This is a genomic window from Amycolatopsis saalfeldensis, assembly GCF_900110575.1.
GTDB classification, from domain to species: Bacteria; Actinomycetota; Actinomycetes; order Mycobacteriales; family Pseudonocardiaceae; genus Amycolatopsis; species Amycolatopsis saalfeldensis.
The window spans coordinates 148704-172786 of record NZ_FOEF01000010.1 but is presented as its reverse complement, the minus strand read 5'-3'; the positions used below and the strand labels follow the sequence as shown (position 1 = coordinate 172786).

The window sequence follows — 24083 nt, the reverse complement described above, 5'->3', positions numbered from 1 at the left end:
CATGAGCAATTTCCGGCTCCCGGGTGACTTCCGGGCTCCGCAGACCCCGCAGTCGCGGTACATCCTGCCCTCCTACGTCGAGCGCACCAGCTACGGCGTGAAGGAGTCCAACCCGTACAACAAGCTGTACGAGGAGCGGACGATCTTCCTCGGGGTGCAGGTGGACGACGCGTCGGCGAACGACGTAATGGCCCAGCTGCTGCACCTCGAGCACGAGGACCCGGACCGCGACATCAGCATCTACATCAACTCCCCGGGCGGGTCGTTCACGTCGCTGATGGCGATCTACGACACCATGCAGTACATCCGCCCGGACATCTCCACCGTGTGCCTCGGCCAGGCCGCCTCGGCCGCCGCGGTGCTGCTGGCGGCGGGCACCCCCGGCAAGCGCATGGCGCTGCCGAACGCCCGCGTGCTGATCCACCAGCCGGCCACCGAGGGCACGTACGGGCAGGTTTCCGACCTGGAGATCCAGGCCAACGAGATCCAGCGGGTGCGGCGCCAGATGGAGGTCATCCTGGCCAAGCACACCAACAAGGAGCCGGACCAGATCAAGGCCGACATCGAGCGGGACAAGATCCTCACCGCCGAGGAGGCCAAGGCCTACGGCCTGATCGACGAGGTGCTTCCGTACCGGAAGGCCTCGGCCATCTGATTCACCCGGGACCGGTGCGTGTCGGAGTGACGACACGTACCGGTTTCCTGGTCTAGTGTCGAGCCCTACGTGCCCGGTAGGGGCTGCGGGTGTTCCCGCTCGCGGCTCCGGACGGGTACCGTCAGTGGCAATGCGTGAGGCCCCGGTGCGATCGGGCAGCGGCCGGGGCGGCGAGCGAAGTGTCAGGTGCGTGTTTCGCGCACCGGAGGGGACGAGGTCAACGGCCATGGCACGGATCGGTGACGGCGGCGACCTGCTGAAATGTTCTTTCTGCGGGAAGAGCCAAAAGCAGGTGAAGAAGCTCATCGCCGGCCCCGGGGTCTACATCTGCGATGAGTGCATCGACCTCTGCAACGAGATCATCGAAGAGGAGCTGGCCGAAGCCGGCGACGTGAAGCTCGACGAGCTGCCGAAGCCCGCCGACATCCACGAGTTCCTCGAGCAGTACATCATCGGCCAGGACGACGCGAAGAAGACGCTGGCCGTCGCGGTCTACAACCACTACAAGCGCATCCAGGCCGACGACAAGGCCGGGCCCAAGGACTCCAAGGACGAGCCGGTCGAGCTGGCGAAGTCCAACATCCTGATGCTCGGCCCCACCGGCTGCGGCAAGACCTACCTCGCGCAGACGCTGGCGAAGCTGCTGAACGTGCCGTTCGCCATCGCGGACGCCACGGCGCTGACCGAGGCCGGGTATGTCGGCGAGGACGTCGAGAACATCCTCCTGAAGCTGATCCAGGCGGCCGACTACGACGTCAAGCGCGCCGAGACGGGCATCATCTACATCGACGAGGTCGACAAGATCGCCCGCAAGTCGGAGAACCCGTCGATCACGCGTGACGTCTCCGGCGAGGGTGTGCAGCAGGCGCTGCTGAAGATCCTCGAGGGGACCACGGCGTCGGTGCCGCCGCAGGGCGGGCGCAAGCACCCGCACCAGGAGTTCATCCAGATCGACACGACGAACGTGCTGTTCATCGTGGCCGGCGCGTTCGCCGGGCTGGAGAAGATCATCAACGAGCGCGTGGGCAAGCGCGGCCTCGGCTTCGGCGCGGAGATCCGCACCAAGGCCGAGATCGAGGGCAGTGACGTCTTCTCCGAGACGATGCCCGAGGACCTGATCAAGTTCGGCCTCATCCCGGAGTTCATCGGCCGCCTCCCGGTGGTCGCCACGGTGAACCACCTGGACAAGGAGTCGCTGGTCTCGATCCTCACCCAGCCACGCAACGCGCTGGTGAAGCAGTACATGAAGCTCTTCGAGATGGACAACGTCGAGCTGGAGTTCACCAAGACCGCGCTGGAGGCGATCGCCGACCAGGCGGTGCTGCGGGGCACCGGTGCCCGCGGCCTGCGCGCGATCATGGAAGAGGTCCTCCAGCCGGTGATGTACGACATCCCGAGCCGCGACGACGTGGCGAAGGTCGTGATCACCGAGCAGACGGTCCGGGAGAACGTGAATCCCACGATCGTGGCGCGGCAGCCCTCCCGCCGCGCGCGCAGCGAGCGTGGCGAGAAGTCGGCCTGATCGCAGTTCCGCGGCCGCCCGGTTTTGTCGCCCGGGTGGCCGCGGAGTTCTGCGTTATAGGAGTCCGCTGACGAGGTGTTCGCGGCAGGCGCGATAATGGAGTGGATGACAACCGTGCCGCTGACCGCAGCCCCCGGGGACAACACGACCGTCGAACCGGCCGATGCTGTGGTACCCGTTGAGACCGACGAGCCCTCGGGCCGCTCCGTCGGCATTGTCGAGCTGAGCGAGCGGGTCGTGGCCTCGGTGCTGGCCCGCTGCCCGTGGCTCTACCGCGCTTCCACCGTCATGCTGGCGGTTTTCGCGGCGGTCTGCCTGGTCGCGGTCGGGACCCGGCTTTCGGCGCTGCCGCTCATCCCGATCCCGTTGTTCGCCGGCGCCTGGTACTTCCTGCGCCTGCTGCGCGCCGCGGACAGCCGCCCGTTGCAGCTGCGCTGGGCCACCCTCTTCGTGGTCGCGACGATGGTCGGCTTCTGGCTGATCTCGGTCGTCGGCCGCTGGGTCTCTTCCTGACCCCTCAGGCCGCGCGGGGCAGGTGCTTGCCGACGAAGCTCACCAGGCTCGGCACCACCGAGTGGAAAAACGTGTCGCTGTGCTTGCCCTTCGCGGTGTAGCCGATGGCGGGGTGGGTGGCCGCGATGTACCGGCGCACCCCGGTGATGAACGAGTCCTCGGTGCCGCACCACACGGCCGTCGGGATGCCCTGCAGCGCGGTGAGGTGACGGAGCGGGTCCAGCGACGTCCAGTCGGTCATGCCGGTGAAGATGTGGCGCTTCGCCATTTCCGGCCACGACGTGATGAGCGCGGGCGAAATGGCCGCGACGGCTTCGGGCGGCTGACGGCGTTCGTTGCGGCGGCGGCCGTACAGCATGGCGCCGAAGCCGCCCATAGAGACGCCCGCGCAGGCGAACGGCAGACCGTCCGGGCCGCCCAAACCGCGGGCGCGCAGCCACTGCGGAACCTCTTCCAGCAGCATCGCCATCGGGTCGTCGCCGGGGCGGACCTGGTGCCAGTAGTTGTCACCGCCGTCGACCGCGACGTAGCCGTACGCGGGCACGGCCTTGCGGGCGACGTCGCTCGCCAGCTGCTTCAGCAGGCCGCTCGGGGCGGCGTTGCGCGCGCTGCCGTGGAGGCCGTGCAGCATCAGTGACATCGGCAGGCCAGGCGGCGGCTTCTTGCTCGGCAGCAGCAACACCAGGTCGACATTTCGCCCACGCGCGGCCGAATACACCCGCTCCACCCGCCTGCTGCCGAGCTGGGTGACCGGAGTGGACGATGCGACGCCCAGCACCCGTTGCAGCGCTTGGCTGAACGGCACGGCGCCGGTGGCCGTCCCCACGGCCAGCCCGGCCACGCCGAGTCCCGAGGCACCCGCGATCAGCGCCGACCGGCGGCTCATCCACCGCCGGTTCGTCGCGGGTTCGTCCGTTTCGCGCACCTGGTCTCCGTCCCCCACACCCGTTAGGACGCGGCTCGGCGCTCAGGCGTTGCCTTCGTCCTCCCTCATGCTGCTGCGCACTTCCGCCCGGTGCCAGCCGGCCAGGCCGGACTCGCCGGATCGGCGGGCTGCCTCCGGAGTGTCCCCGAGCCCGATCGCCAGGGTCACCCCCAGTGGCACCAAGATGTCCTCGACATCCTGCCGACGTTGCCCGAAGTGCCCGGCGGTCTCCAGCGTGACGTACCCGTGCACCCCGCTCCAGAGCTGTGCCGCGGCCGGGAACGGCTCGCCGTGGAAGCGACCGGCCTCGATCGCGCGCTCGGTGGCGCGCAGCAGGTAGCCGAACGCCGCGCTTCCCTCGTTCGGGTCATCGGAGGCGACGATCTCGGCCAGGCTCCGGCCTTTCGAGCGGCCGAAGGTGACCGCGAAGAGCTCCGGGTGCTGCCTCGCCGTGTGCCGGTACGCCAGCGACATCGCGAGGAGGTCGGCCACCGGGTCTTCGGTGGGCGTCACCGCCGCGAGATTGGCGCTCAGGCGCCGGAATCCCTCCCACGCCACGGCGTCCAGCAAGGCCGCCATCCCGCCGAAGTGCGTGTAGACGGCCATTGTGGACGCTCCCACCTCGGCCGCGATCTTGCGGGCCTGGAGCGCTTCGGGGCCGCTGTCGGCGAGCAGGCGCACCGCGGCTTCGACGAGCCGCTCCTTCACATCACTGCCGCGAGGCTTCCCGGTCATGCTTGCCAGTATCGCATAACTCTGTTATACCTCGTAATTATAACAAGGTTATGTCTCAGGAGGCGACGATGGCCACCCAGTTCCTCGAAGACAACTTCGCCCCGGTCGGCCGTGAGCACACGAGCACGCGGCTCGAGGTCACCGGGCACATCCCCGAGTACCTCGACGGCCGTTATCTGCGCAACGGCCCCAATCCGCCCGCCGGCACCGACCCGGAGACCTACCACTGGTTCCTCGGCGACGGCATGGTCCACGGCGTCCGGCTGCGCGGAGGCCGCGCCGAGTGGTACCGCAACCGCTGGATCCGCACCCCGCACCTCGCCGGGGTGCTGGGGGAGCGCGAGGCCGCCGCGAGCACCGGACCCGGCGCCAACACCAACGTGATCGGGCACGCCGGCCGCACGCTCGCGTTGATCGAGGGCGGGCTGCCCCAGTGGGAGCTGACCGAGGAACTCGACACGATCGGCCCGTGCGACTTCGACGGCACCTTGCCCGGTGGCTACACCGCCCACCCGAAGCGTGATCCGCGCACCGGCGAACTGCACGCGGTCTCGTACCGCTTCGGGCTCGGGAACCGGGTGCAGTACAGCGTGATCGGCACCGACGGCCGGGCGCGCCGGACCGTCGACATCGAGGTGACCGGCGCGCCGATGATGCACGACTTCTCCCTCACCGAGCGGTATGTGGTGTTCTACGACCTGCCGGTCACCTTCGCGCCGGACCAGACGCCGGTGGCGGTGGGCGCCCCGGATCCGTTGCGCGCCATGGCCGGGCGCGGGGTCAGCGCACTGCCGTACCGCTGGAACCCGCGTTACCCGGCGCGGGTCGGGGTGACGCCGCGCGAGGGGGACAACGGCGACGTCCGCTGGTTCGACGTGGAGCCGTGTTACGTCTTCCACCCGCTCAACGCCCACGACGCCGGCGACCGGGTGGTGCTCGACGTGGTCCGGCACCCGAAGATGTTCGACCGGGAGCTGCACGGCCCCGAGGAGGGCACGCCGACCCTCGACCGGTGGACCGTCGACCTCTCCGCCGGGAAGGTGCTGGAAGACCGCCTCGACGAGCACGGCCAGGAGTTCCCGCGGGTCGACGAGCGGCTGGTCGGGCGGCAGCACCGTTACGGTTACGCGGTGGCGGCCGGCAACGGGTTCAGTGGCTCCGGCGCGCTGTACAAACACGACCTGGCCAAGGGATCCGCGTCGACGCTCTCGTTCGGCGCCGGCCGCCTGCCGGGGGAGTTCGTGTTCATCCCGTCCCATGTGGACGCTGCCGAGGACGAGGGCGTGCTGATGGGCTTCGTGTTCGACGCCGCCACGCACCGCAGTGAACTCGCGCTGCTGGACGCCGCGACGCTGGAGACCGTGGCCACGGTGCACCTGCCCGACCGGGTGCCGCACGGTTTCCACGGCAACTGGGTTCCGTCCGTTTAGGATCGCCCGGGCCGCGGGTTCAGTTCGACGCGCAGCAGGGTGGCCTCGCGGACGATCCCGTCGGGCGGCGCGGTGGTGCCCCCGTCCGTGGTCACGTACATGACCCGGCCGGGGTCACGGCCCCAGGCGGCGCTGGACGGCCCGATCAGCAGCTCGTCGAACGGGTCGCCCGCGAGGTGGCGGACCTCGCTGCCACGGCGCGGGGTGAGCGGCACCCGGTCGAGGGTGTTGGCGCGATGCCTGGTGACGTAAGCGAATCCGGCTTCTTCGTCGAGGCAGAAGTCGTCCGCGTTGTCGATCGCGGCGACGAACTCGGGACCGCCGGCCGGATCGAGCGTCGCCGGGTCGACCGGGACGCGCATGAACACCTTCTGCGCGGTCGAGGTGTAGTAGAGGTACCCGGTCCGCGCGCTGTAGCGAACCCCGTTGACGCCCGGTTGCCGCGGCGGCGCGACCTCGCCGTCCGGATCGTCCGCCATGGTGTCGTGGGCCAGCCAGACCCGGGCGGTCGCGCGCCGCGCGCCCTCGTCCAGGTCGACCCGCCAGATCAGCCCGGCGAAGCAGTCCGCGACGGCCAGCACCCGGGGGCCGAGCAGGCAGCTCCCGTTGAGGGCGCGGACCCGGTCGTCGAACGTGAGGACGACCTCCGGGGCAATGGCTTCGCCGGGGGTCCAGCCGTTGAGGTCGATCCGCACCAGGTGCGATTCGTGGGTGGTGTAGCCCGCGGTCACGCTGACGAGGAAGACGTCGGGCCCGGCTTCGACGATGCCGGTGACCGGGAAGTCGAAGCGGTGCACCAGCACCGGAGTCGCCGGTGCGGTGCCCGGCACGAGCCAGAGTTCCTGCTGGATGACCGTGGTGATCAGCACGGAACCGTCGGCGCGGACCACGAGGTTCTCCAGGAAGTAGCCCTTCGGGAAGCGCGCGACCGGGGTCAGGGCGACGGCCGGGACGGGGGTGATCGGCATGGCGATCCTCCTTCGCGGATAAAAGAGGACGGACGTCCGCTTTTTTTCTACGGTAGGCTCGGCCGCACCGGGTGTCAAACCGGTGGGGAAGGACGGGGCCATGCCGCGGGTGAGCCGGCAGTACAAGGACGATCAGCGCGCCGAGATCCTGGCGGCGGCGCGGAGGTGCTTCGTCCGCAACGGTTTTCACCGCACGTCCATGCAGGACGTGTTCACCGAGGCCGGCAAGTCCGCGGGCGCGGTCTACCGGTACTTCCCGAAGAAGGAGGACCTGATCGTCGGCGTCGCCGCCCAGAACCTGGACGACGTCGCCGAGGTGCTGAGCACCGCGCTGGCCCGCGGCGACGGCGAGCGCGGGGTCGGTCAGGTGCTGGCGGAGCTGCTGACCGCGGTCACCGAACGGCACCGCGACCGGCAGCTGGCCGCCATGGCGCTGATGGTCTGGTCCGAGGCCCTGCGCAACCCGGAGCTGGCCCGGCGGCTGGAGGCGGCGGCCACGGCCATGAGCGAGGACGTGGCCGCACTCGTCCGCGCAAGGCAGCGGGACGGGGCCTGGGCCGGGGCTCCCGCGGACGCGCTCGCCCAGGTGATCCTGTCGATCCTGCCCGGTTTCCTGTTCAACCTGGCGCTGCTCGGCCCGCGTGGGGTGGCCGGTTTCCCGGACGCCGTCAGGACATTGTGGCCGGACTGACGGCTCAGGTCAGCACCCGGTGGTCGCCGGTGTAGAGGTTCAAGCTGTCGCCGCGCAGGAAGCCGATCAGCGTCATGCCGTTCTCCTCCGCCAGCTCCACGGCCAGCGAGGACGGCGCGGACACCGCGGCGAGCAGGCCGATGCCGGCCATCGCGGCCTTCTGCACCAGCTCGAAGGAGGTCCGGCCGGAGACCAGCAATCCGTGGCCGGGCGCGGGAATGCGGCCGGACTGCAGCGCCCAGCCGAGCACCTTGTCCACGGCGTTGTGCCGGCCGACGTCCTCTCGGACCACCAGCAGCTCGCCGTCCGGGTCGAACAGCGCGGCGGCGTGCAGCCCGCCGGTCGAGGCGAACACCTTCTGCTGTTCCCGCAACCGGTCCGGCAGCCGCACCAGCACGTCGGTCTTCACCGCGAAGGTGGACTCGGCGGGGGAGAACCGGCTGCGCAGCTTCACCGCGTCCAGCGCGGCCTTGCCGCAGACGCCGCACGAGGAGGTGGTGTAGAAGTTCCGCTCGACACCCGTCTCGGGTGGAGCCACTCCAGGTGCGAGTGTCACATCCAGGACGTTGTAAGTATTTCTTCCCTGATCGTCCACGCCGTCGCAGTAGCGGGCCGTGGAGACGTCCTCGCGGGAGCCGAGCACGCCTTCCGAGAGCAGGAAACCGTGGGCCAGTTCGACGTCGTGCCCCGGCGTGCGCATGGTCACTGCCAGCGCTTTCCCGCCGACGCGCAGCTCCAGCGGCTCCTCGGCGGCCAGTGAATCCGGCCGCCGCCGCTCACCGTCCGCGGTGATCTTGCGCACCGGACGGCGCACGGTGACCCGACCCATTTGTCCACCTCTCCTCGCAACCCGGCCCGAACGTACGACATTCAGACGGTGCAACGCCGGGAATTTGGTAATACATTCCCTGAACCACCCACAGTTCGGAGGAGTCTGACGATGGCCATCGGCTTCCTGGCCCGCTCTCGTATCGTCGCACCGCCCGGCTGGACGCGCTGGCTGGTCCCGCCGGCGGCGCTTTCGATCCACCTGTCGATCGGCCAAGCCTACGCGTGGAGCGTTTTCAAGACCCCGCTCGAGAAGACGATGCACCTCTCGGGCACCCAGTCCGGCCTGCCGTTCCAGCTCGGCATCGTGATGCTCGGGCTGTCGGCGGCGTTCGGCGGCACCCTGGTCGAGAAGAACGGCCCGCGCTGGGCGATGTTCGTCGCGACCGTGTGCTTCGGCGCCGGCTTCCTGGTCTCCGCGCTCGGCGTGGCGACCGGGCAGTTCTGGCTCGTGGTCGTCGGCTACGGCGGCATCGGCGGGATCGGGCTCGGCATCGGCTACATCTCACCGGTGTCGACGCTGATCAAGTGGTTCCCCGACCGGCCGGGCATGGCCACCGGCATCGCGATCATGGGCTTCGGCGGCGGCGCGCTGATCGCCTCGCCGTGGTCGTCGGCGATGCTCGGCACCGCGCCCACCACCGGCGACATCGCCACCGCGTTCCTCATCCACGGCCTCGTGTACGCGGTGTTCATGACCATGGGCGTGCTGATCGTGCGCGTGCCGGCCGAGGGCTGGAAGCCGCGGGGCTTCGAGCCGAAGGCCGTGCAGGCCAAGGCGATGATCTCCGCCGGCAACGTCTCGGCGGCCAACGCGCTCAAGACGCCGCAGTTCTGGTGCCTGTGGATCGTGTTGTGCCTCAACGTGACCGCGGGCATCGGCATCCTGGAGAAGGCCGCGCCGATGATCGGGGACTTCTTCAAGAACACCTCGACGCCGGTCGGCACCGCGGCGGCCGCCGGGTTCGTCGCGATGCTGTCGCTGACGAACATGCTCGGCCGGTTCGTCTGGTCGTCCACTTCGGACCTGGTGGGGCGTAAGAACATCTATCGCTTCTACCTCGGCGTCGGCGCCCTGCTGTACCTGGTCATCGCGCTGACCACGAACTCGTCGAAGGTCGTGTTCGTGCTCTGCGCCATGCTGATCCTCTCCTTCTACGGCGGTGGCTTCGCGACGCTCCCGGCGTACCTGAAGGACCTGTTCGGCAACTACCAGGTGGGCGCGATCCACGGACGGCTGCTCACCGCGTGGTCGGTGGCCGGCGTGCTCGGCCCGCTGATCGTCGACGGCATCGCGGACAGCGAGAAGTCCGCCGGCAAGTCCGGCCCGGACCTGTACTCGACGTCGTTCTACATCATGATCGCGCTGCTCGTGGTGGGCTTCATCGCCAACGAGTTCGTCCGGCCGGTCAAGGAGAAGTTCCACGAGCCGGTGGGCCGCGACCAGGTGGGGAGTGAGGCGTGATGACCGCATCTTCGGAAGAGCCCGCCGTGACGCGTTCGGGCGCCCGGACCGCGCTGCTCGTGATCGCGTGGTTGTGGGTGCTCGTGCCGTTCCTCTACGGGGTGTACGAGTTGATCTTGAAGGTCGTCGACCTCTTCGGCGGCTGAGCGCGGCCCGCGGAGCCCCCGGATCCGTCCGGGGGCTTTCCGCTTGACTAATGGTCAAGACTCGTTGACCATTGACTCCCATGACTGGGGACGACTACACACCGCCGGACGACGCCGTCCACGTCCGGACCACGGACCAGCTGCGGGCGGTCAGCAATCTGGTGCGCCACCGCGTGCTCGCGGTGCTGCGCGACGGGCCGGCGACGATCACGCAGATCGCCGAGCGGCTCGACCTGGCGAAGGGCAGTTCGAGCTACCACGTGCGCGTGCTGGAGCGCGCCGGACTGATCCACGTCGTGCGCACGCGGAAGGTGCGCGGGGTCGTGGAGCGGTACTACGCGCACGTCGCGCGCCGGATCGTGCTGCCGGAACCCGGGCCGGGGCAGGCGGACGTGCTGATGCGGCACGCGCTCGCCGACCTGGAGGCGGCGCCGGAGGGCTCGCCGCGGTGGGTGCGGATGCAGCACACCCGGATCGGCGAGACCCAGTTCGCGGAGTTCGAACGGCGCCTCGGCGCGCTGCTCGACGAGCTGCGGGACGCGCGTGACCCGGACGAGCCCGCGGCCACCGCCGCGATCGCGTTCTTCCGCCCCGGGGGCGCCTGATGACCGAGCCGAAGATGCCGCGCGCCTTCGGGCGCCTGTGGTCGGCCGCAACGGTTTCCTCACTGGGCGACGGCGCGTACCTGGCCGCGCTGCCGCTGTTCGCCGTCGCGCTGAGCAGCGACCCCGTGGTGGTCAGCCTGGTGACGGTGGCGGCCCTGCTGCCGTATCCGTTGCTGGGGCTGGTCGGCGGCGCGCTGGTGGACCGCTGGGACCGGCGGCGCACGATGTGGCTCGCGGACGCCGCGCGGGCCCTGCTGCTGCTGGTCACGGTGGTGGCCGGGGCGATGGGGCTGATCGGCATCCCCGCGTTGCTGCTGCTGGCTTTCCTGCTCGGGGTCGGGGAGCTGTTCTTCGACACGGCCGCGCAGGCGTACCTGCCGGATCTGCTCGCGCGCGACCGGACGTTGCTGCGCAAGGCGAACAGCCGCCTGCGTGGTGCGTCGACCGCGGCCGGGCAGTTCCTGGGGCCGCCCGCGGGCAGCTTCCTGTTCTCGGTCGGGCGCACGCTGCCGTTCGTGGTCGACGCGGTGTCGTTCGTGGGCAGCGCCTTGCTGATCCGGTCGCTGCCGAAGGTGCCGCCGCCCCCGCGGGAGCCGGGCCGGAGCCTGTGGGCCGACGCGCGCGAGGGGGCGTCGTACGTGCTGCGGGACCGGGTCCTGCTGGGCCTCGCCCTGCGGCCCGCCGTCGGCAACTTTGCTTACGCGGGCGCAGAAGCCGTGCTCGCGCTGTACGCGCGCGATGTGCTCGGCCTGCACTCGGTGGGCTACGGCCTGCTGCTCGCGGCCGAGGCGCTCGGCGGCCTGATCGGCGCGTTCCTGGCCGGGCCGCTGGAGAAACGGCTGGGCACCGGAACCGCGCTCACGGTCACGGCGGTGGCCGAGGTGGCCGCGATGCTGGTCGTCGGATTCGCGAGCAACGGCGTCGGGGTCGGCGCCGCCTTCGTCCTCTGCGGCTGCGCCATGGCGGCGACGATGGTGCTCGGCTGGTCCGTCCGCCAGGCCATCGTCCCGGCCCGGCTGATGGGCCGAGTAGGCGCCGCGTCCCGCCTGGTCTCCATCTCGGCCGGCCCGGTCGGCGCCGTACTGGGCGGCTGGCTGGCGTCGGTCGCCGGGCTGCGCGCGCCGTACCTGGCCGCCGCCGGGGTACTGGCCGTGATGACGGTGGTGGTCGCGGGAATGACCAGCAACCGCCGGATCGAGGCAGCACTGGCCGCGGCCGCTGCGCGACCGTCCGAGGTGTCCTCTGTGGATGGTTGACGGCCGTCAGGTTCGCCGTGGCTTTGCCAGGTCTGTGAGCAGGTTGGGGCGCGCGGAGTTCACGTGTTCTTCGGCAACTCTGGTCAGATCGTGGAACGCCGCGGTGATGGTGGTGGTCGCGGGTGACCAGCGCGACCGTCCGAGGTGTCCTCCGTGGATGGTTGACGGCCGTCAGGTTCGGCGGGATTTCGCCAGGTCCGTGAGCAGGCTGCGGCGAGCGGAGTCGACGTGTTCCTCGGCGACCCGGGTCAGCGCGTCCGGGGCGTCGGCTCGTCGTGATGGCGGTGGTGGTCTCGGGTATGACCAGCGCGAGCCGGCGCGACCGTCCGAGGTGTCCTCCGTGGACGGTTGACGGCCGTCAGGCTCGGCGGGATTTTGCCAAGTCCGTGAGCAGGCTGCGGCGCGCGGAGTCGACGTGTTCCTCGGCGACCCGGGCCAGCGCGTCCGGGTCGCCGTCGCGCAGGAGGGTCGCCAGTTCGCGGTGCTCGGTCACCACGCGTGAGCGGTAGTGGTCGTGGCTGAGGGACACGCGCTGGAGCTGGAACAGGTACACCTGCGAGCGCACGGCCTGCCACGCGTCGGTGAGGCGGCGGTTGCCCGCGGCGGCGTAGACGTGGTCGTGGAAGGCGATGTCGAGGGCCAGCAGGCGTGGGCCGTCGGCGTGGGCGACTTCCGCCGCCATCGTGTCCACCAGCTCGTCCAGCCGGGCCAGATCGCCGGGGGTCGCGCCCGAGCGGGCGGTGGTCGCGGCGAGGCGGTCGAGCGCCGCGCGGACGGAATAGACCTCTTCGACGTCGGCGGGGGTCACTTCGACGACGGTGGTGGGGCGGTGCCAGCCGCCGTGCACCAGGCCTTCGCGTTCGAGCTGCGCCAGGCCCTCGCGCACCGAGCCGCGGCTGATCTCCAGCGACGCGGCCAGCTCGACCTCCCGCAGCGGCGCGCCCGGCGCGAAATGCCCGGCGAAGATCGCGTCGCGCACGCGGTCCGCGGCCTCCTCGGCGAGGCCGCGGCGGGCGGCTTTCCCCAGCGGTGTGACGTCCATGAAGCTAATGTTGACATTCGGACATCGTCAGATCAAGGTGAAACACGCCCCGTTCGCCGACCCGAGGAGCACCATGGCCGCCCGTCCCGCCTTCCACCTCGCCATCCCGGTCGACGACCTCGGCCGCGCCCGCGCGTTCTACGGCGGTGTGCTCGGCCTCGCCGAGGGCCGCTCGGCCGGCGCCTGGGTCGACTGGGACTTCCACGGCCACCAGGTGGTCACGCACGTCGTCCCGGGGGCCCGCGCCGAGGCCGGCCGCAACCCGGTGGACGGCCACGAGGTGCCCGTGCCGCACTTCGGCCTGGTCCTCGACGTCGAGGGGTTCCACGTGCTGGCCGGCCGGCTGCGCGAGGCGGGCACGGAGTTCGTGATCGAGCCGTACCAGCGCTTCGCCGGGGAGCCGGGGGAGCAGTGGACGATGTTCCTGCACGATCCCGCGGGCAACGCCCTGGAGTTCAAGGCGTTCCGCGACGAGTCGCAGCTGTTCGCCCGATGAGCGGCGTGCTGGTCACCGGCGCGTCCCGCGGCATCGGCCGCGCGATCGCCACCGCCTTCGCGGCCAGGGGCGACCGGGTGGCCGTCCACTATGGATCGAACGCCGCGGCCGCCGAGGAGGCGCTGGCGTCACTCGCCGGGACCGGGCACGTCCTGGTCTCCGGTGACCTCGCCGAACCCGAAGCGGTGCAACGGATCGCGGATGCCGCCGAGGAAGGCCTCGGCGGCGTCGACGTGCTGGTGAACAACGCCGCCGTCGGCACCACGCCGGCGACCGCCACGCCGGTGCCGGAAGTGTCCTATGCGGACTGGCAGCGGGTGTGGCGGGAGACGCTCGACGTCAACCTGTTCGGCGCCGCCAACCTTTCCTACTGCGTCGCGCGGCACCTGATCGCCCGTGGCGCGCCGGGACGGATCGTGAATGTCGGCTCGCGCGGGGCTTTTCGCGGCGAGCCGGACTACCCGGCGTACGGGGCGGGCAAGGCGGCGCTGCACTCGCTGGGCCAGTCGCTCGCGGTGGCGTTGGCGCCACACGGGATCTCGGTGACGTCGGTGGCTCCCGGGTTCACCGCCACCGAGCGGGTCGCCGACCGGATCACCGACGAGGTGCGCGGGCAGAGCCCCTTCGGCCGCGTCGCGGAGCCGGCCGAGATCGCCGACGCCGTCGTCTACCTGGCTTCGGCCGGGGCGACCTGGGCGTCGGGCGCGGTGCTCGACCTGAACGGCGCCTCCTACCTGCGCTGAGCTGTGAGCTGGGTCACCGATGCAGCAAACGGGGGACCGGACGCGTCGGTAGGGGTGTGCGGATAGCAGGAAAGATCGCCGTCTCGGCGCTGGCACTGGTGACGTTCGCCGGCACGGCCTACGGCTACTCGACGCTGAGCTCCCTCGACGAGGTCACGCGCAGCGACGTGCTCGGCGGCGGCGCGCCGACGACGCCCGGTGAGCAGCCGGCCGACGGCTCGCTCGACATCCTGCTGGTGGGCCGGGACTCGCGCGACGACATGCAGGGCAACCCGCTGCCCAAGAACGTGCTGGAGGAGCTGCGCGCCGGGCCCAACGGCGACGACCTCACCGACACCCTGATCGTGCTGCGCATCCCGAACGGGCAGGAGAGCATCAAGGCGTTCTCCATCCCGCGCGACTCCTACGTCCAGATGGCGGGCGGGCCGGACAAGATCAACTCCGCGTTCGGCAAGGCCAAGGCGGCCGAGGCTTCGCGGCTGCGCGCGGCGGGCGAGACGGACAAGGACAAGATCAGGGAGGCGTCCCTGACCGCCGGGCGCCGGGCGACCCGGCAGGCGGTGGAGGACCTCACCGGCGTGACCATCGACCACTTCGCCGAGGTGAACCTGCTGAGCTTCTACGACATCAGCAACGCCGTCGGCGGGGTGCCGGTGTGCCTCAAGGAGGCGACGAAGGACGAGGACTCCGGCGCGAACTTCCCGAAGGGGCCGCAGAAGGTCTCCGGCGCCGACGCGCTCGCGTTCGTCCGCCAGCGCAAGAACCTCCCGCGCAGCGACCTCGACCGCGTGGTGCGCCAGCAGGTCTTCCTCGCGTCGCTGGCGCACGAGGTGCTCTCCGCGGGCACGCTCACCGACCCGGGCAAGCTGGGCGCGCTGATCGACGCGGTGAAGAAGTCCGTGGTCATCGACAGTTCGTGGAACCTGCTGGACTTCGTCGGCCAGCTGCACGGGATCACCGGCGGCGGCATCCAGTTCTCCACCATCCCGGTGGCCAACCCCGACTACCGCTACAACAGGCAGCATCCGACGTGGACGGCCGTGCAGGTGGATCCCGCACAGGTCAAGGCGTTCGCGGCCGGGCTGATCGGCGCCCCGCCCGCGGCCGCGCCGCCCGGGGCACCGGCGGGGCAGGGCCCGACCGTGGACGTGTCGAACGCGGGCGACGCGAGCGGCCTGGCTGCCCGCGTCGCGGCGGCGTTGAAGGACAAGGGTTTCACCCCCGGCCAGACGGGCAACGCCCCGGCCCGCCGCACTTCGGTGGTGCGGTACGGCGCGGACCTCGCAGCCCAGGGCGCGCAGGTCGCGAAGCTGCTGGGCGGCCTCACCACCGCCGAGTCCGCGGACGTGCCGGCCGGGCACATCCAGGTCATCCTCGGCCAGGTCTACTCCGGTCCGGGCGCGGCCGCGGGCGGTGGTGACGGCCAGGGCGCCGCCGACAGTGGTGGTGGCGCGGCCGGGGCGAGCGATGCGCCGATCTCCTCGGCCGGGGAGAACTGCGTCGACTGAGCAGGAGGCGCTCAGTCGTGGTGGTGCGGTTCGAGCCGCACCACGATCGCCTTCGACACCGGGGTGTTCGACTTCTCGGCGACGGAATCGAGCGGCACCAACGCGTTCGCCTCCGGGAAGTACGCCGCCGCGCAACCGCGGGCCGTCGGGTACGAGACGGCGCGGAACTGCGGCGCCCGGCGATCGCCGTCCCGCCATTCGGAGACCAGGTCGACGATCTCGCCGTCGGCGATGCCCAGTTCGGCCAGGTCGTCCGGGTTGACGAACACCACGCGGCGGCCGTCCTCGATCCCGCGGTAACGGTCGGAGAGGCCGTAGATCGTGGTGTTGTACTGGTCGTGGCTGCGCAGCGTCTGCAGCAGCAGCCGGCCCGCGGGCACCTGCGGGTACTCCAGCTCGGAGACGGTGAACGTGCCCTTGCCGGTGGCCGTGCCGGTGAATTCCCGCGAGTCGCGCGGCGGGTGCGGCAGGACGAAGCCGTCCGGCTCGCGCACGCGCCGGTTGTAGTCCTGACAGCCCTTCACCACGGCCGCGATGCGGTCGCGGATCAGGTCGTAATCCGCCTCGAAGGTGCGCCACGGCACGGCGTGGCCCGCGCCGAACAGCCGCTCGCCCAGCCGGCAGATGATCGCCACCTCGGAGATCAGGTGCTCGCTCGCCGGCGCGAGCCGCCCGCGGGAGGCGTGCACCTGCGACATGGAGTCCTCGACGGTGACGAACTGCGGGCCCGAGGCCTGCACGTCACGCTCGGTGCGGCCGAGCGTCGGCAGGATCAGCGCCGTGCGGCCGTGCACCACGTGCGAGCGGTTGAGCTTGGTCGAGACGTGCACGGTCATCGAGCACGAGCGCAGGGCCTGCTCGGTCCGCTCGGAGTCCGGTGTGGCCGCGGCGAAGTTGCCGCCCATCGCGAAGAACACCTTGCCGCGGCCGTCGAGCATCGCGCGGATCGAGTCGACGGTGTCCCAGCCGTGCTCGCGCGGCACCTTGATGCCGAACTCCTCGTCGAGCGCGTCCATGAACGGCTCCGGCATCTTCTCCCAGACGCCCATCGTGCGGTCGCCTTGCACGTTCGAGTGGCCGCGTACCGGGCACAGGCCCGCGCCCGGCTTGCCGATCATGCCGCGCATCAGCGCGAGGTTCGCGACCTCGGAGATCGTCGGCACGGCGTGCTTGTGCTGCGTCAGCCCCATCGCCCAGCAGTAGATGGTGCGCTCGGAGGTCGCGATCATCCGGGCGATGTGCTCGATCTGCTCGCGCGGCAGGCCGGTGGCGCGCTCGGTCTCGGGCCAGTCCAGCTCACGCAGGTTCTTGGCGTAGTCCTCGAAGCCGTGCGTGGACTTCTCCACGAACTGCCGGTCGACGATCGTGCCGGGCGCCTCCTCCTCCCAGGCGAGCAGGAGGTGGCCCACGGCCTGGAACAGCGCGAGGTCGCCGCCGAGGCGGATCTGCGCGAACTCGTCGGCCAGCGGCGTGCCCTCGCCGACCACCCCGCGCACGTTCTGCGGGTTCTTGAACCGCATCAGGCCGGCCTCGGGCAGCGGGTTGACGGCGATCACCTTGGCGCCGTTGCCCTTCGACTGCTCCAGCGCCGAGAGCATGCGCGGGTGGTTGGTGCCCGGGTTCTGCCCGACGACCACGATCAGGTCGGCGTGGTGGATGTCGGCCAGCGACACCGAGCCCTTGCCGATGCCGGTGCTCGTGGTCAGCGCGGCGCCCGAGGACTCGTGGCACATGTTCGAGCAGTCCGGCAGGTTGTTGGTGCCGAACGAGCGCACCAGCAGCTGGTACAGGAACGCGGCCTCGTTGCTGGTGCGACCGGAGGTGTAGAAGATCGCCTCGTCCGGGCTGGCCAGCGCGGTCATCTCGTCGGCGACCAGGCCGAACGCGTCGTCCCAGGAGATCGGCTCGTAGTGGGTGGCGCCCTCGCGCAGCACGAACGGCTCCGTGACGCGCCCCTGCTGGCCCAGCCAGTAGTCGGTCTTGCCGGCCAGGTCGGCGACCGCGTGCGCGGCGAAGAACTCGCGCCCGACCTGCCGTTTGGTGGCTTCTTCGGCGACCGCCTTCGCGCCGTTCTCGCAGAACTCCGCCAGCTTGCGCTTCTCGCCGTCGACCTGCCGTGGCTCGGGCCAGGCGCAGCCGGGGCAGTCGAAGCCGTCGCGCTGGTTCAGCAGCCGCAGCGTGCGGGCCGTGCGCACGACACCCATCTGCTCGACGCCGCGGGCGAGGGAGACCGCGACGCCCGGTATGCCGGCGGCCCAGCTTTTGGGCTTGCCCACCTCGAGGCGGGTCTCGTCCACGTCATTCGTCGGCGCTTCACGGGTCATGCCCCACATCGTGCGCCTTGCCGGTCCGTTTCCCCAAGCCGGATCGCGTTTTTTCATGAGCGCTCGGCCCGTGCCGTGCGCCGCAGCCCGCGGTCGGCCACGGTCACGACCAGCAGCAGGGCGCTGACCACGATCAGCACCAGGCCCAGCCGGTGCAGGCCGCCGGAGTCGGCGTGCCCGCCATAACACTGGGCGATCACGGTGGCGGCCACGATGGCGCCGAGGTACTGGGCGGTGCGGAAGAGCCCGCTGGCCGTGCCCATCGTCTCGGCCGGGGCCTCGCGGTAGAGCGTGGTCTGGTTGGCGACGCTGGTCAGGCCCTGGGCCAGGCCGAACAACGCGACCAGGCCCAGCAGCGCGCCGAGCCAGGTCCGGTCGGTGACGAACAGCAGCGTCACCGAGCCGCCGAGCAGCGCCACGGCGACCACCAGCAGCCGGGCCCGGACGCCGGTCGCGCGGCCGGACATCGCCGCCGCGCCGACGGCGACCGCGGACATCGGCAGGAGCAGCAGGCCGGACACGGACTCGGTGAACCCGCGGCCCTCCTCCAGCCACTGGACGTAGCCGAACATGATCGCGTAGATCGCCATGAAGCTCAGCGACTGGCGCAGGTAGGTGCGCAGGATCGCACGGTTCGCGGCGAGCATCCGCAGGTCGATGAACGGGTGCCGGACGCGCAGCTCGCGCCGGGCGAACGCGGCGCCGACGGCGGCGGCCACCGCGAGCAGCCACAGGTCGCCGATGCCCGGCGCCATCAGGTAGCACAGCAGCACCAGCAGGGCGAGGGAGAACAGCACGATGCCGAGCACGTCGATCGGCTCCGGCCGCTCGCCCGCCGGCCGGGCCGGTGCGTCCTTCGGCACCCAGAAGACGGCCAGCAGCAACGAAATACCCGCGAGCGGGATGTTCACCGCGAAGATCGCCGGCCAGCCGAACAGCCCGATGAGCACCCCGCCCAGCGTCGGGCCGATCACCATGACCGTCTGCGAGGACAGCGACAGCACCGAGAGCACCCGCGCCGGCACGCCCTGGCCGGCGGCGTCGGCGTGCTTGCGCAGCACCGCCATCGCGGCGGGGAAGCCGGCGCAGGTGCCGATGCCGAGCACCGCGCGGACGCCGGTCAGCCAGCCGACCGAGACCGGCACCAGCCCGGCGATCCCGGCGGCCATCACCACGGCCGCGCCGGACAGCAGCACCCGGCGGGCGCCGTAACGGTCCACGAGCAGCCCGACCACCGGCTGACCGACGGCCGTGGCCAGGTAGAGCGCGGAGATCAGCCAGGCCGTGCGGCCCGGCCCGGCGCCGAAGCTCTGCCCGATCGGCACGAGCGCGACGGCGATGAGGGTGGAGTTGATCGGGTTCAGCACCGCGCTCGCCACCAGCGGGGTGACGAGCCGGAAACCGAAGCGGGCGGGTGCGGTGCTGGTGGCGGTGCTCGTCACGGCTCCTTCGTTCGGGGTTTCGGGGGTCAGTGCTGCGCGATCCGCTGCAGCAGCGGCAGTGCTCGGCGGACGGTCTCCAGCTCTTCGCCGCTCAGCTCGGCGACCAGCGCGTTCGCGATCCACTCGTTGCGGTGCTGGTGGATCCCGCGCACGGTCTTGGTGCCCAGCCCGGACAGGCTGACGACGCTGCGCCGCCCGTCCGCCGGGTCACGCGTGCGGCTGAGGTAGCCGAGTTCGTCGAGCGCGGCCAGCGTCGCGGCCATCGACTGCTGCCGCACGTGCTCGGCCGCGGCGAGTTCGCCCTGCGTGGCGGGTCCTTCGCGGTCGAGCCGGTTCAGCACCGCCGATTGCGAAGGCGTGAGGATCTCGGCGTTGTCGACTTGCCGCAGCCGCCGGTGCAGCTGGCCGACGACGCCGCGGATCCAGCCGGCGGACTCGGCGACGTGAGCGGGGACGGTGGCCATATCCACAGTCTAGACTGTGTAGCCCGGCCTGTGCAAAATGGCCCGGACGCGACGAAGGCCCCCTTGCCGGCGCCGGGCGCGGGCAAGGAGGCCTTCGCGGCGAAAGCTCAGTACAGGTGCGTGACCGGCAGCGTGTGCGCGCCGAGGCCGAAGACGTACTGCACCGACTGCTCGTTCACGCCGACGCCCTGGACCTGGTGCACGACGATCGCGGCGACCAGCAGCACGATCAGGCCCGTCACGGCGAGGATGCCCGGCCAGCGGCTCGGCGCGGCCTGGGCGCCGTACCGCTGCGGCGCGCCGGTGCGGCGCTCACGCTTGCGGCGCTTCTTCATCTCCTTCTTCGCGCCCAGCCAGGCATCCACTTCGGCGTGTTTCTGCCAGTTCGGGTCGATGAGGTCCGGATGCGTCTCGATCCGGTCGTCCGGCTCTTCCGGGCGTGTCATCCGGGTACCCCTTTCCCCCTGCGTAACCCCGCCGGAGCGGGTTCGTAGACTTGTCCATTGTGACCGAGAACGCTCCGCAGCAGACCACCGACCTTCCGGGCGCCTGGGACCCGGCCGCCGAAGAAGCACCCATGTACGACCGCTGGGTAGCGGCCGGGTACTTCACGGCCGATGCCACGTCGGACAAGCCGCCGTTCTCGATCGTACTGCCGCCGCCGAACGTGACCGGCAGCCTGCACATGGGCCACGCGCTCAACCACACCCTGATGGACGCCATGAGCCGCCGTCGCCGGATGCAGGGTTACGAGGTGCTGTGGCTGCCCGGCATGGACCACGCCGGCATCGCGACGCAGAACGTGGTCGAGCGCCAGCTCGCCGGCGAGGGCCTGTCCCGTCACGACCTGGGCCGGGAGAAGTTCGTCGAGCGCGTCTGGGAGTGGAAGGCCGAGTACGGCGGCAAGATCCTGGGCCAGATGAAGCGGCTCGGCGACGGCGTCGACTGGTCGCGCGAGCGCTTCACCATGGACGAGAACCTGTCCCAGGCCGTGCAGACGGTGTTCAAGAACTTCTTCGACGCCGGCCTGATCTACCGCGCCGAGCGCATCATCAACTGGTGCCCGCGGTGCCAGACCGCGCTTTCGGACATCGAGGTGGACCACAGCGACGACGACGGCGAGCTCGTCTCCATCCGCTACGGCGACGGGGCCGACGCGATCGTGGTCGCCACCACCCGCGCGGAGACCATGCTGGGCGACACCGCCGTGGCCGTGCACCCGGACGACGAGCGGTACGCGCACCTGGTCGGCACTGAGGTCGAGCTGCCGCTGACCGGCCGCAGGATCCCGATCGTGGCCGACAAGCACGTCGACCCCGAGTTCGGCACCGGCGCGGTGAAGGTGACCCCGGCGCACGACCCGAACGACTTCGAGATCGGCCGCCGGCACGACCTGCCGATGCTGACCGTGATGAACGAGCGTGCCGAGGTCACCGTGCCCGGGCCGTTCGAGGGCCTGGACCGGTTCGAGGCGCGGCCCGCGGTGGTCGCGGCGCTGCGGGAGCAGGGCCGGATCGTCTCCGAGAAGCGGCCGTACGTGCACGCCGTGGGCCACTGTTCGCGGTGCGACACGGTGGTCGAGCCGCGGCTTTCGCTGCAGTGGTGGGTGAAGGTCGAGGAGCTGGCCCGCGCGGCGGGCGACGCGGTGCGCGACGGCCGGACCAGGATCCACCCGGCCGAGCTGGAGAAGCGCTACTTCGACTGGGTCGACAACATGCACGACTGGACGATCTCGCGCCAGCTGTGGTGGGGCCACCGGATCCCGGTCTGGTACGGCCCGGACGACCAGGTCGTGTGCGTGGGCCCGGACGAGCAGCCGCCCGCGGGCGAGGGCTGGACGCAGGACCCGGACGTGCTGGACACCTGGTTCTCCTCGGGCCTGTGGCCGATGTCGACCATGGGCTGGCCCGCCGATTCCGCCGATCTGCGGAAGTTCTATCCGACCAGCGTGCTGTCCACCGGCTACGACATCCTGTTCTTCTGGGTCGTGCGGATGATGATGTTCGGCGTCCAGGAGATGGCCGGCGTCCAGCCGTTCGACCACGTCTACCTGCACGGCCTGATCCGCGACGCGCAGGGCAAGAAGATGTCGAAGTCGCGCGGCAACGTGATCGACCCGCTCGAGTGGATGGACGCCTACGGCGCCGACGCCACCCGCTTCACCCTCGCCCGCGGCGCGAACCCGGGCGGCGACATGGCGCTGGCCGACGAGTGGGCCGCCGGCTCCCGCAACTTCGGCACGAAGCTGTGGAACGCCAGCAAGTTCGCGATGATGAACGGCGCCTCGGTGTCGGCCGGGCTGCCCGCCGCGCCCGCGTTGACCGAGGCCGACCGCTGGATCCTCGGCCGCCTCGGCGCCCTGGTGTCCGAAGTGGACGGACTGTTCGAGGACTTCCAGTTCGCCAAGGTGGCGGCCGCGCTCTACCAGTTCACCTGGAACGAGCTGTGCGACTGGTACCTGGAGCTGGCGAAGGTCCAGCTGTACCAGGGCGACGACGCGCGGGTCACGGCCACGCGGTCGGTGCTCGGGCACGTGCTGGACACGGTGCTGCGGCTGCTGCACCCGTTCATCCCGTTCATCACCGAGAAGCTGTGGATCGCGCTGACCGGCGGCGAGTCGCTGGTGATCGCGCCGTGGCCGAAGCCGTTCGAGGGCTACGCGGACGCGGTGGCCGACGCCCGGATCGCCGACGTGCAGAAGCTCGTCACGGAGGTCCGCCGCTTCCGCGCCGACCAGGGCCTGAAGCCGGGGCAGAAGGTGGCTGCGCGGGTTGCGGGCGCGGGCTTCGCCGAGGTGTCCGGGCACGAGGACTCGATCCGCTCGCTGGTCCGCCTGACCCCGGCGGAGGAGGGCTTCTCCGCGAGCGCCTCGCTGGAGGTCGCGCTGGCCACCGGCATCGTGACGGTGGAGCTGGACCTGTCCGGCACCGTCGACGTCGCCGCCGAGCGCAAGCGTCTGCAGAAGGACCTGGGCGTGGCCGAGAAGGAGCTTTCGCAGACCGAGGGCAAGCTCGGCAACGAGTCCTTCATCGCCAAGGCCCCGGCTCCGGTGATCGAGAAGATCAAGCTGCGCCGCGAGACCGCGGTGGCGGAGATCGACCGTATTACGGCTCGCCTGGCGGCTCTGCCTTCATAAGGTCTCAGCCACCGCTGTGTTGTCTGCCTCGGCTCCGCCGAGGCGGCGAGATCGCCCTTGAGCCGCCGTCTTCCCTCCCGATTCCGCCCGGCCCGAGGGGCCGGGCGGAATCGCTCGGTCCAGACGGCGGCGGCGATCTCGCGTGTGGGTTCAGTAGGCCTGGTGGGTGAGGGCGGTCGGGGTCTGGCGAGCGGAGTTCAGCTGGTGGAGTTCAGCTGTCCGGCGATCACCGCGGCCATCCCGGCCATCCCGCGGGCCAGCGGGTGGTACGCGGCGGCGGCCAGCAGCAGCGTGTCCTTGCCGTTGATCCACGCGGCGCCACCGGCGCACGCGTCGTGCCCGGCCGACGGGCCGAAGGTGTCCACATAGGACGCGGTGCCGTCGGCGGCCACGGCGTTCTGGATGGCCGAGTTCAGCGCTTCCTCGACGCTGGAGAGCCAGGCGTAGTCCCCGTCGGCGAAGGGCAGGGTGTCCGGGCAGTAGCCGGATTCCGGTGCGATCCGCGGGTAGCCGACCGCCACGACCTTCGCCTGTGGTGAGCGCGCGTGGATCCCGGCCAGCACCGTCCGGACGTTTTGCTGTGTGGTCCCCAGCTTCGCCTTGATGGTGTCCACGCCGTTCGAGGTGAAGTGCTGCTGGCACGGGTTGCCGGTCGGGTCGCTCGCGCGCAGCCCGGGGCAGGTGCCGACCAGGGTGCCGAAGACGCCAGAGTCGTTGCCGCCGATGCCGAGCGTCACCAGGTCGGTGTCGGCCCGCAGCGCGCTCAGCTGCGGCGGGTTCGTGCCGAGCAGCACGCTCTGCGCCTGCGTCATGTCCGAGGTGTCGGCGCCGGAGCAGCTGATGTCGGTGTAGGTGTCCACCTGCAGCCGGGCGGCGAGGATCGCCGGGTAGTTGCCGGTCGACTTGACGCAGCCCACTGGGTCGAGCCGCAGCAGCGGGATGAGCGGGCCCGCCGTGTACGAATCGCCGAGCGCGACGTAGTGGCGGTAGTGCGTCGAGCGGGGAGCGGCCGACGCGGCGGTGGCCGAGGCGGCGAGCAGGGCCACCGCCGCGAGGGCGGCGAAAACGAGCCGGGTGAGACGCATCAGGACCTCGTTCTCCGGGCCGGGATCACGGACACCGTTCACGTTTGCCCAGCCCGGCGCCGGTTGCCTGCCGCCGAAAGGGTGGTCGCGCCGCACTTCACCCG

The 24083-nt window shown here is 70.9% G+C and carries 23 protein-coding genes; 13 read left to right on the top strand and 10 right to left on the bottom strand.

The features are described from left to right. Position 1: 1 nt before the first annotated feature. The 3 genes from BMY97_RS23140 (at position 2) to BMY97_RS23130 (ending at position 2690) form a co-directional block, all read left to right on the top strand. On the top strand, positions 2-655 hold the full coding sequence (locus BMY97_RS23140) for an ATP-dependent Clp protease proteolytic subunit (protein WP_091619500.1): 654 nt from the start codon (positions 2-4) through the stop codon (positions 653-655). Positions 656-881: 226 nt separating this feature from the next. After that, the gene (clpX, locus tag BMY97_RS23135) at positions 882-2177 is read left to right on the top strand and encodes an ATP-dependent Clp protease ATP-binding subunit ClpX (RefSeq protein WP_091619498.1); all 1296 of its coding nucleotides are present in this window, start codon (positions 882-884) and stop codon (positions 2175-2177) included. Positions 2178-2282: 105 nt separating this feature from the next. Beyond that, positions 2283-2690 (top strand): hypothetical protein, encoded by a 408-nt coding sequence (locus BMY97_RS23130; protein WP_245787441.1) that lies wholly within the window; start codon positions 2283-2285, stop codon positions 2688-2690. A 4-nt stretch (positions 2691-2694) separates the two neighbouring features. Here BMY97_RS23130 and BMY97_RS23125 read toward each other — a convergent pair whose 3' ends face one another. Together BMY97_RS23125 and BMY97_RS23120 are read right to left on the bottom strand one after the other, a co-directional pair. After that, a complete protein-coding gene (locus BMY97_RS23125) occupies positions 2695-3576 on the bottom strand; it encodes an alpha/beta hydrolase (RefSeq protein ID WP_091619848.1) in 882 nt (293 codons plus the stop codon). 81 nt (positions 3577-3657) lie between these two features. Beyond that, on the bottom strand, positions 3658-4350 hold the full coding sequence (locus tag BMY97_RS23120) for a TetR/AcrR family transcriptional regulator (RefSeq protein ID WP_091619493.1): 693 nt from the start codon (positions 4348-4350) through the stop codon (positions 3658-3660). A 68-nt stretch (positions 4351-4418) separates the two neighbouring features. Between BMY97_RS23120 and BMY97_RS23115 the strand changes: the two genes are divergently transcribed. Further along, complete coding sequence (locus BMY97_RS23115; protein ID WP_091619490.1) at positions 4419-5780, top strand: carotenoid oxygenase family protein; 1362 nt, start codon at positions 4419-4421, stop codon at positions 5778-5780. Here BMY97_RS23115 and BMY97_RS23110 read toward each other — a convergent pair. Further along, on the bottom strand, positions 5777-6748 hold the full coding sequence (locus BMY97_RS23110; RefSeq protein ID WP_091619488.1) for an SMP-30/gluconolactonase/LRE family protein: 972 nt from the start codon (positions 6746-6748) through the stop codon (positions 5777-5779). The two genes, BMY97_RS23115 and BMY97_RS23110, sit on opposite strands and share 4 nt — an antisense overlap. Positions 6749-6848: 100 nt before the next feature. Between BMY97_RS23110 and BMY97_RS23105 the strand changes: the two genes are divergently transcribed. After that, positions 6849-7439: a TetR/AcrR family transcriptional regulator gene (locus BMY97_RS23105; protein ID WP_091619484.1), complete on the top strand. Its 591-nt coding sequence runs from the start codon at positions 6849-6851 to the stop codon at positions 7437-7439. Positions 7440-7443: 4 nt separating this feature from the next. On the opposite strand, the gene fdhD is transcribed toward BMY97_RS23105, so the two are convergent. After that, positions 7444-8268, bottom strand: a complete 825-nt coding sequence (gene fdhD / locus BMY97_RS23100; RefSeq protein ID WP_091619481.1) for a formate dehydrogenase accessory sulfurtransferase FdhD — start codon at positions 8266-8268, stop codon at positions 7444-7446. Positions 8269-8379: 111 nt separating this feature from the next. Between fdhD and BMY97_RS23095 the strand changes: the two genes are divergently transcribed. The 4 genes from BMY97_RS23095 to BMY97_RS23085 all read left to right on the top strand — a co-directional run bounded on the left by BMY97_RS23095 (position 8380) and on the right by BMY97_RS23085 (position 11739). Next, a complete protein-coding gene (locus BMY97_RS23095) occupies positions 8380-9732 on the top strand; it encodes an L-lactate MFS transporter (RefSeq protein WP_091619478.1) in 1353 nt (450 codons plus the stop codon). After that, entirely contained in the window at positions 9732-9878 is a 147-nt protein-coding gene (locus BMY97_RS47150) for an MFS transporter small subunit (RefSeq protein WP_177231501.1), read from the top strand. The genes BMY97_RS23095 and BMY97_RS47150 overlap by 1 nt, the downstream gene beginning before the upstream one ends. Positions 9879-9958: 80 nt before the next feature. Continuing rightward, positions 9959-10483, top strand: coding sequence for an ArsR/SmtB family transcription factor (locus BMY97_RS23090; protein ID WP_091619476.1), 525 nt, complete (start codon positions 9959-9961; stop codon positions 10481-10483). After that, a complete protein-coding gene (locus BMY97_RS23085; protein ID WP_177231500.1) occupies positions 10483-11739 on the top strand; it encodes an MFS transporter in 1257 nt (418 codons plus the stop codon). Before BMY97_RS23090 ends, BMY97_RS23085 begins: the two co-directional genes overlap by 1 nt. A 358-nt stretch (positions 11740-12097) precedes the next feature. Here the strand turns inward: BMY97_RS23085 and BMY97_RS23080 are convergent, their stop codons facing one another. Next, positions 12098-12781 (bottom strand): GntR family transcriptional regulator, encoded by a 684-nt coding sequence (locus BMY97_RS23080; RefSeq protein ID WP_091619473.1) that lies wholly within the window; start codon positions 12779-12781, stop codon positions 12098-12100. A gap of 73 nt (positions 12782-12854) precedes the next feature. Here BMY97_RS23080 and BMY97_RS23075 point away from each other — a divergent pair, with 73 nt between their 5' ends. From BMY97_RS23075 to BMY97_RS23065, 3 genes are read left to right on the top strand one after another with little or no spacing between them, the layout of a single operon-like run. Beyond that, positions 12855-13277, top strand: coding sequence for a VOC family protein (locus BMY97_RS23075; RefSeq protein ID WP_091619471.1), 423 nt, complete (start codon positions 12855-12857; stop codon positions 13275-13277). Continuing rightward, on the top strand, positions 13274-14020 hold the full coding sequence (locus BMY97_RS23070; RefSeq protein WP_091619467.1) for an SDR family NAD(P)-dependent oxidoreductase: 747 nt from the start codon (positions 13274-13276) through the stop codon (positions 14018-14020). The genes BMY97_RS23075 and BMY97_RS23070 overlap by 4 nt, the downstream gene beginning before the upstream one ends. A gap of 56 nt (positions 14021-14076) precedes the next feature. Continuing rightward, complete coding sequence (locus BMY97_RS23065; protein WP_091619465.1) at positions 14077-15528, top strand: LCP family protein; 1452 nt, start codon at positions 14077-14079, stop codon at positions 15526-15528. A gap of 11 nt (positions 15529-15539) precedes the next feature. Here BMY97_RS23065 and BMY97_RS23060 read toward each other — a convergent pair whose 3' ends face one another. The 4 genes from BMY97_RS23060 to BMY97_RS23045 form a co-directional block, all read right to left on the bottom strand. Beyond that, positions 15540-17852 carry an FdhF/YdeP family oxidoreductase gene (locus tag BMY97_RS23060; protein WP_091619462.1) on the bottom strand — a complete coding sequence of 771 codons (2313 nt, stop codon included), beginning with the start codon at positions 17850-17852 and terminating at the stop codon, positions 15540-15542. Between the two features lie 53 nt (positions 17853-17905). Next, positions 17906-19231, bottom strand: a complete 1326-nt coding sequence (locus BMY97_RS23055; RefSeq protein WP_091619842.1) for an MFS transporter — start codon at positions 19229-19231, stop codon at positions 17906-17908. Between the two features lie 89 nt (positions 19232-19320). Then, positions 19321-19758: a MarR family winged helix-turn-helix transcriptional regulator gene (locus tag BMY97_RS23050; RefSeq protein WP_091619459.1), complete on the bottom strand. Its 438-nt coding sequence runs from the start codon at positions 19756-19758 to the stop codon at positions 19321-19323. A gap of 107 nt (positions 19759-19865) precedes the next feature. After that, positions 19866-20204, bottom strand: a complete 339-nt coding sequence (locus BMY97_RS23045) for a hypothetical protein (RefSeq protein ID WP_091619457.1) — start codon at positions 20202-20204, stop codon at positions 19866-19868. A gap of 59 nt (positions 20205-20263) precedes the next feature. On the opposite strand from BMY97_RS23045, the gene BMY97_RS23040 reads away from it, so the two are divergent. Continuing rightward, the gene (locus tag BMY97_RS23040) at positions 20264-22894 is read left to right on the top strand and encodes a valine--tRNA ligase (protein ID WP_091619454.1); all 2631 of its coding nucleotides are present in this window, start codon (positions 20264-20266) and stop codon (positions 22892-22894) included. Between the two features lie 197 nt (positions 22895-23091). Here BMY97_RS23040 and BMY97_RS23035 read toward each other — a convergent pair whose 3' ends face one another. Then, a complete protein-coding gene (locus BMY97_RS23035; protein ID WP_091619451.1) occupies positions 23092-23979 on the bottom strand; it encodes an SGNH/GDSL hydrolase family protein in 888 nt (295 codons plus the stop codon). Positions 23980-24083: the final 104 nt, after the last annotated feature.

What these genes read in the sequence shown, in the direction of transcription:
- BMY97_RS23140 (WP_091619500.1), top strand. Translation starts at nt 2, where the DNA reads ATGAGCAATTTCCGGCTCCCGGGTGACTTCCGGGCTCCGCAGACCCCG.
- clpX (WP_091619498.1), top strand. Translation starts at nt 882, where the DNA reads ATGGCACGGATCGGTGACGGCGGCGACCTGCTGAAATGTTCTTTCTGC.
- BMY97_RS23130 (WP_245787441.1), top strand. Translation starts at nt 2,283, where the DNA reads ATGACAACCGTGCCGCTGACCGCAGCCCCCGGGGACAACACGACCGTC.
- BMY97_RS23125 (WP_091619848.1), bottom strand. Translation starts at nt 3,576, where the DNA reads ATGAGCCGCCGGTCGGCGCTGATCGCGGGTGCCTCGGGACTCGGCGTG.
- BMY97_RS23120 (WP_091619493.1), bottom strand. Translation starts at nt 4,350, where the DNA reads ATGACCGGGAAGCCTCGCGGCAGTGATGTGAAGGAGCGGCTCGTCGAA.
- BMY97_RS23115 (WP_091619490.1), top strand. Translation starts at nt 4,419, where the DNA reads ATGGCCACCCAGTTCCTCGAAGACAACTTCGCCCCGGTCGGCCGTGAG.
- BMY97_RS23110 (WP_091619488.1), bottom strand. Translation starts at nt 6,748, where the DNA reads ATGCCGATCACCCCCGTCCCGGCCGTCGCCCTGACCCCGGTCGCGCGC.
- BMY97_RS23105 (WP_091619484.1), top strand. Translation starts at nt 6,849, where the DNA reads ATGCCGCGGGTGAGCCGGCAGTACAAGGACGATCAGCGCGCCGAGATC.
- fdhD (WP_091619481.1), bottom strand. Translation starts at nt 8,268, where the DNA reads ATGGGTCGGGTCACCGTGCGCCGTCCGGTGCGCAAGATCACCGCGGAC.
- BMY97_RS23095 (WP_091619478.1), top strand. Translation starts at nt 8,380, where the DNA reads ATGGCCATCGGCTTCCTGGCCCGCTCTCGTATCGTCGCACCGCCCGGC.
- BMY97_RS47150 (WP_177231501.1), top strand. Translation starts at nt 9,732, where the DNA reads ATGACCGCATCTTCGGAAGAGCCCGCCGTGACGCGTTCGGGCGCCCGG.
- BMY97_RS23090 (WP_091619476.1), top strand. Translation starts at nt 9,959, where the DNA reads ATGACTGGGGACGACTACACACCGCCGGACGACGCCGTCCACGTCCGG.
- BMY97_RS23085 (WP_177231500.1), top strand. Translation starts at nt 10,483, where the DNA reads ATGACCGAGCCGAAGATGCCGCGCGCCTTCGGGCGCCTGTGGTCGGCC.
- BMY97_RS23080 (WP_091619473.1), bottom strand. Translation starts at nt 12,781, where the DNA reads ATGGACGTCACACCGCTGGGGAAAGCCGCCCGCCGCGGCCTCGCCGAG.
- BMY97_RS23075 (WP_091619471.1), top strand. Translation starts at nt 12,855, where the DNA reads ATGGCCGCCCGTCCCGCCTTCCACCTCGCCATCCCGGTCGACGACCTC.
- BMY97_RS23070 (WP_091619467.1), top strand. Translation starts at nt 13,274, where the DNA reads ATGAGCGGCGTGCTGGTCACCGGCGCGTCCCGCGGCATCGGCCGCGCG.
- BMY97_RS23060 (WP_091619462.1), bottom strand. Translation starts at nt 17,852, where the DNA reads ATGACCCGTGAAGCGCCGACGAATGACGTGGACGAGACCCGCCTCGAG.
- BMY97_RS23050 (WP_091619459.1), bottom strand. Translation starts at nt 19,758, where the DNA reads ATGGCCACCGTCCCCGCTCACGTCGCCGAGTCCGCCGGCTGGATCCGC.
- BMY97_RS23045 (WP_091619457.1), bottom strand. Translation starts at nt 20,204, where the DNA reads ATGACACGCCCGGAAGAGCCGGACGACCGGATCGAGACGCATCCGGAC.
- BMY97_RS23035 (WP_091619451.1), bottom strand. Translation starts at nt 23,979, where the DNA reads ATGCGTCTCACCCGGCTCGTTTTCGCCGCCCTCGCGGCGGTGGCCCTG.